Origin of the sequence: Spectribacter hydrogenoxidans, assembly GCF_031846275.1 — a bacterium.
In the GTDB taxonomy this organism is placed as follows: domain Bacteria; phylum Pseudomonadota; class Gammaproteobacteria; order Nevskiales; family Salinisphaeraceae; genus Spectribacter; species Spectribacter hydrogenoxidans.
On record NZ_JAVRIB010000034.1, the window covers coordinates 1 to 4,605 of the forward strand.

At 64.0% G+C, this 4,605-nt stretch carries 3 protein-coding genes; 2 read left to right on the plus strand and 1 reads right to left on the minus strand.

Annotated features, from left to right (window positions below):
* Window positions 1-518 precede the first annotated feature (518 nt).
* Window positions 519-659, plus strand: coding sequence for a hypothetical protein (locus RM532_RS15670; protein ID WP_311654279.1), 141 nt, complete (start codon window positions 519-521; stop codon window positions 657-659).
* A 177-nt stretch (window positions 660-836) separates the two neighbouring features.
* On the opposite strand, the gene RM532_RS15675 is transcribed toward RM532_RS15670, so the two are convergent.
* Window positions 837-2,099, minus strand: a complete 1,263-nt coding sequence (locus tag RM532_RS15675) for an acyl-CoA dehydrogenase family protein (protein ID WP_311654280.1) — start codon at window positions 2,097-2,099, stop codon at window positions 837-839.
* Window positions 2,100-2,368: 269 nt separating this feature from the next.
* Between RM532_RS15675 and RM532_RS15680 the strand changes: the two genes are divergently transcribed.
* Window positions 2,369-4,303 (plus strand): aconitate hydratase, encoded by a 1,935-nt coding sequence (locus tag RM532_RS15680; RefSeq protein WP_311654281.1) that lies wholly within the window; start codon window positions 2,369-2,371, stop codon window positions 4,301-4,303.
* The last annotated feature ends 302 nt before the right edge of the window (window positions 4,304-4,605 follow it).

The window sequence follows — 4,605 nt, forward strand, 5'->3', positions numbered from 1 at the left end:
CATCGGTTCTCCCCTTTGCTTATCGAACGTATTATTCTGGCAGGAGTTGCCTCCTGCGACACGGCGCCCGAGCGGGTTATGCGGCGCGCGGAACGCAATCCGCGTCACGGTATCAAGATTGACTCGCTGTTGTGTCACCCGCGGATCATGTATGCCTCGCGTGATCAGCCTGGTCCCCGGTCTGTGGCCGAATGGTTCGGCAAGGTGAATAGGCACGCAAGGACATTACTCCTTGTCCGAGTCTCCCGGTCGATGCAGCTTCACCCCGGCCATCGAGATCACCGGTCATCGAAGCGGTACGCTGGCGAACCGCCCGCGGTTGGGCGATGCGCACATCCGGAACTCGCAAGGCGCAGCCGCCAATGGCAGCCGGCTAGGTAGGCACGGGCTTAGCCATCCAGCTATCACGGCCCGGTTTCGAGCGCTGACGGTGTGGTTTGGCATGACGGTTTATTTTCGCCCGCACCGTTTTACGGCTCTGATTGCGACTAGACTGGATCGAAACCACGGGAGGTGGCATGGCAAGAGTCAATTACAAGTTCAACAAGCAGCAGCGCGTAGCCGACAAGCGCCGCGCGCAGGAAGAGAAACGCATCAAGCGGCTCGAACGGCGGCAGACGCCGGAGAGTGCGCCCGACACAACCGAGGCACCGTCATGAGCAAGGGCATGGATCGCAAGAAGGTCGAGAAGAAGAAGCCGACGCGCACCCTGAAGGAAAAGCGGGCGGCAAAGGCTGCTGCCAGAGGCAAGGACGCAAAGGGCTTTCTTGATTGAACCGCTTGACCCGCTGGCCTGAAACCGGCTGGTAGCGCATCTGTTCGACTGAAATCGGGCCTCAGGCCCCGCGCAGCACCGTCGCCATCGGGTCGTAGCCGTCGCGGCGCATGAGTTCGTGCAGGCGCCGGCGGCGGATGCCCATGTTGCCGCCGTCGTACACGGGGAAGCACAGGGCGTCCTGCAGCAGACCGGCCAGCGGCGTGGTGTCGGTGTAGCTGTCCACGCCGACCAGACGCATGGCGTCGTAGACCACCTGCACGCAGGTTTCCGACGCAAAGATCTTAGTCATGGTCGGCAGTTCCTCCGCTGCGCCGTGGGTGCGATCGAGGTCTGCGCAGGCCTTCCAGGCCATGTAGCGGCAGGCCTCGATGCGGGTCTTCATGTCCACCAGCATGTAGCCGGCGTTCTGGTGGTCGATCACCGGCACGGCGCCGCCGCGTTTCTGGGTCTTGCAGAAGTCGTGGGCGAATTCGAACGCCGCCCGCATCACGCCGACACAGGCGGCGCCGATCAGGCCGGCGGTCCAGGAAAAGGTCTTGTACTTGATCTCGATACCGTCCCCGGGCTGGCCCAGGATGTTGTCCAGCGGCACGCGCACGTCGTTGAAGTGCATGATCGGCGACACCACGCCGCGGTGGCCGGGCGAGTCGTGATAGCCGACGATTTCGATGCCGGGCGTCTCGCCCGGCACCATGATCACGGCCATAGATTGCTGGGGCGGAATGTCGCGGTTGCCGGCCTCGTCCGCCCGGCAGACCACCGAGAACAGGTGCGCGCCCTTGCCGTCCCAACCGCTGCCGTTGGTGGTGTACTGCTTCCTGCCGTTGATCACCCACTCGTCGCCCTCCCGGTGGGCGAAGGTCTGCATGCCCGCGCCGGGGTCGGGGCAGTCGAAGTTGGCGGCGCCGCCGACATCCGAGAAGGCCAGGGCGGCCAGCCGGTTGGCCGGATCGGTGACGATGTCGGGCAGGAAGCGCTGCTTCTGCTCATGGCTGCCGTGCAGCAGCAGTGGCTGCAGGCCCAGGCCGACCGCGAGCATGGTCGAGGGCACGCTCACATCCACCGCCATCAATTCCTCGGCGGCGATGGCCAGATCGATGTTGGGAAAGCCGGCACCGCCGTACTCGGTGGGCAGCAGCGCGTGGATGAAGCCGGCCTCGGCCACCTGATCGAAGAACGGCTTGGTAGCGAAGAAGCGCTGTTCCGGCCGGTCGTGCCCGGCCATGGCCGGGCGCACGCCGGAGAGCACGTTGCGGGCGAATTCCCGCGCATCGGTCTGCAGCTTGAGCTGCTCGGGGGTGAGGGTGAAGTCGATTGCCACGTGGTAATCCTCGCGTTCGTATTTCGGACCGGCTCAGCTTAGCGCACGGACTGCATCAGTTGCGGCCGCCTGTCGCGGGCCCTTTGTCCGCGGCGCACTCCCCGAATGTGGCAGCCAGGAGCGGGGCGGCGCCGAACTTCCCTGAAGCCCGTCATCCGGCCCGCGCGGCGGCCCCTAGAATGACCGACTGCCGAGGCATTTGCATGTTCGCATTCTTGCTAGTCTCGGGTTGGATTCAACCCAAGCGTCAAGCGCGAGGAGCGAAAGCGATGAATGTTGCCCAGCAACTCATCGGGGATCATCTGGTCTCCGGCACCATGCAACCGGGCGAGGAAATCGCCATCCGCATCGACCAGACACTGACCCAGGACGCCACCGGCACCATGGTCATGCTGGAACTGGAGGCGATGGGCCTCGACCGGGTCCGGACCGAGCTGTCGGCGCAGTACGTCGATCACAATCTCATCCAGGAAGACTTCAGGAACCCCGACGATCACCTGTTCCTGCAGAGCGCCTGCCAGCGCTTCGGCATCTGGTTCTCGCGGCCGGGCAACGGTATATCGCACGCGGTGCACCAGGAGCGCTTCGGCATCCCGGGCAAGACCATGCTGGGCTCGGACAGCCATACGCCCGCGGCGGGTGCGCTGGGCATGCTGGCCATTGGTGCCGGCGGCCTGGAAGTCGCCCTGGCCATGGCCGGCGAGCCGTTCTACCTGAAGATGCCGGAAATCTGGGGCGTGAAGCTCACCGGGGCCCTGCCGGACTGGGTCTCGGCCAAGGATGTGATTCTGGAAATGCTGCGTCGGCACGACGTCAAGGGCGGTGTCGGGCGCATCATCGAGTACTACGGTCCCGGTCTGGCCAGCCTATCCGCGATGGATCGGCACGTGATCGCGAACATGGGCGCCGAACTGGGTGCGACTACCACGGTTTTTCCCTCGGACGACGAAACACGCCGCTACCTGCGTGCGCAGCAACGCGAGGATGCTTGGCGAGAGCTGCGTGCCGAGGAAGGCGCCGGCTATGACATCGACGAACACATCGAGCTTTCTGAACTGGAACCGCTGATCGCCAGGCCTTCCTCGCCGGGCAACGTGGTGCCGGTATCGGAAGTGGCCGGGCAGGCGCTGTATCAGGCCTATATCGGCTCTTCCGCCAATCCCGGCTACCGCGACTTCGCCGTTCCGGCAAGGATGGTCGAGGGCGCCACGGTGCACCCGCAGGTGTCATTCGACGTCAATCCCACCTCACGCGCCATGCTGGAGACGCTCACCCGCGACGGCCTGCTGGCGCCGCTCATCCATGCCGGCGCACGCCTGCACCAAGCCGGCTGCAACGGTTGCATCGGCATGGGACAGGCGCCGGCCACGGGGCGCAACAGTCTGCGTACCACGCCGCGCAACTTCCCGGGGCGGTCCGGCACCCAGGAGGACTCGGTGTTCCTGTGCAGCCCGGAAACGGCGGTTGCGAGTGCCCTGCGGGGCGAGATTACCGACCCGCGCAGTCTGGATATGGCCTGTCCGCAGGTAGCCGATCCCGACGACCCGGTGGTCAACGAAGACATGCTGCAGGGCCCGCTGCCGCTGGAGATCGCTCGCCAGATCACCCTGGCCAAGGGCCCCAATATCGCCTCGCTGCCGGAAATCGAGGGCCTGCCGGATACGCTGGAACTACCCGTGCTGCTGAAGGTTGGCGACAACGTCTCCACCGACGAAATCATGCGTGCCGGTGCCGAGGTATTGCCGTTTCGCTCGAACATTCCGGAGATCGCCAACTTCGTCTACGACAAGGTCGACCCCGAATATCCGGCACGGGCGAAATCCACCGGCGATCATGCCATTGTCGGCGGCGAAAACTACGGCCAGGGCAGTTCCCGGGAACACGCGGCCCTGGCGCCGCGCTATCTCGGCCTGCGTGTGATCATTGCCAAGAGCTTCGCCCGCATTCACTGGCAGAACCTGGTCAACTTCGGTGTATTACCACTCACCTTCGCCCGGCCGGCGGATGCCGATGCCGTCAAACAGGACAGCGTCATCCAGTTAACGGAGCTGCATGACGCCCTGGCAACCGACCTTGGGACCGTCACTGCCCGACTCGACGGCGATACGCTGGCGTTGGAACATGCGTTGTCAAAACGGCAGATCGAACTGCTGTACGCAGGCGGGCTGATCAACTGGATGCGAAGGAGCAAGGGGCCGGAGTAAGAGCTGCAAGAAAACCGAATGAAAGCTATTGGGAAATCATGCCCGGGAAAACTCTCACCCGGCCGCACATGGCGATATTCCAGGCAGGCAGGAATGGTCTTTTCAGCGTCACTGTCATTGCAGGAGAAATGCCGCGGGTGGGAAAGGCCGGACCGTTGCCATGGAGGAGTTGCGGACAGTATCGCGGAGTTCGATCTAATCGCCTTGATACCTCAAGGAGCCAAGGGATGAGGGCAAGAATATCGGTCGTGACATTGGGCGTCGACGATCTGGACAGATCAGTCGAGTTCTATCGAGAGGGA

Coding starts and splice junctions, on each gene's coding strand:
- RM532_RS15670 (WP_311654279.1), top strand. CDS start 519: ATGGCAAGAGTCAATTACAAGTTCAACAAGCAGCAGCGCGTAGCCGAC.
- RM532_RS15680 (WP_311654281.1), top strand. CDS start 2,369: ATGAATGTTGCCCAGCAACTCATCGGGGATCATCTGGTCTCCGGCACC.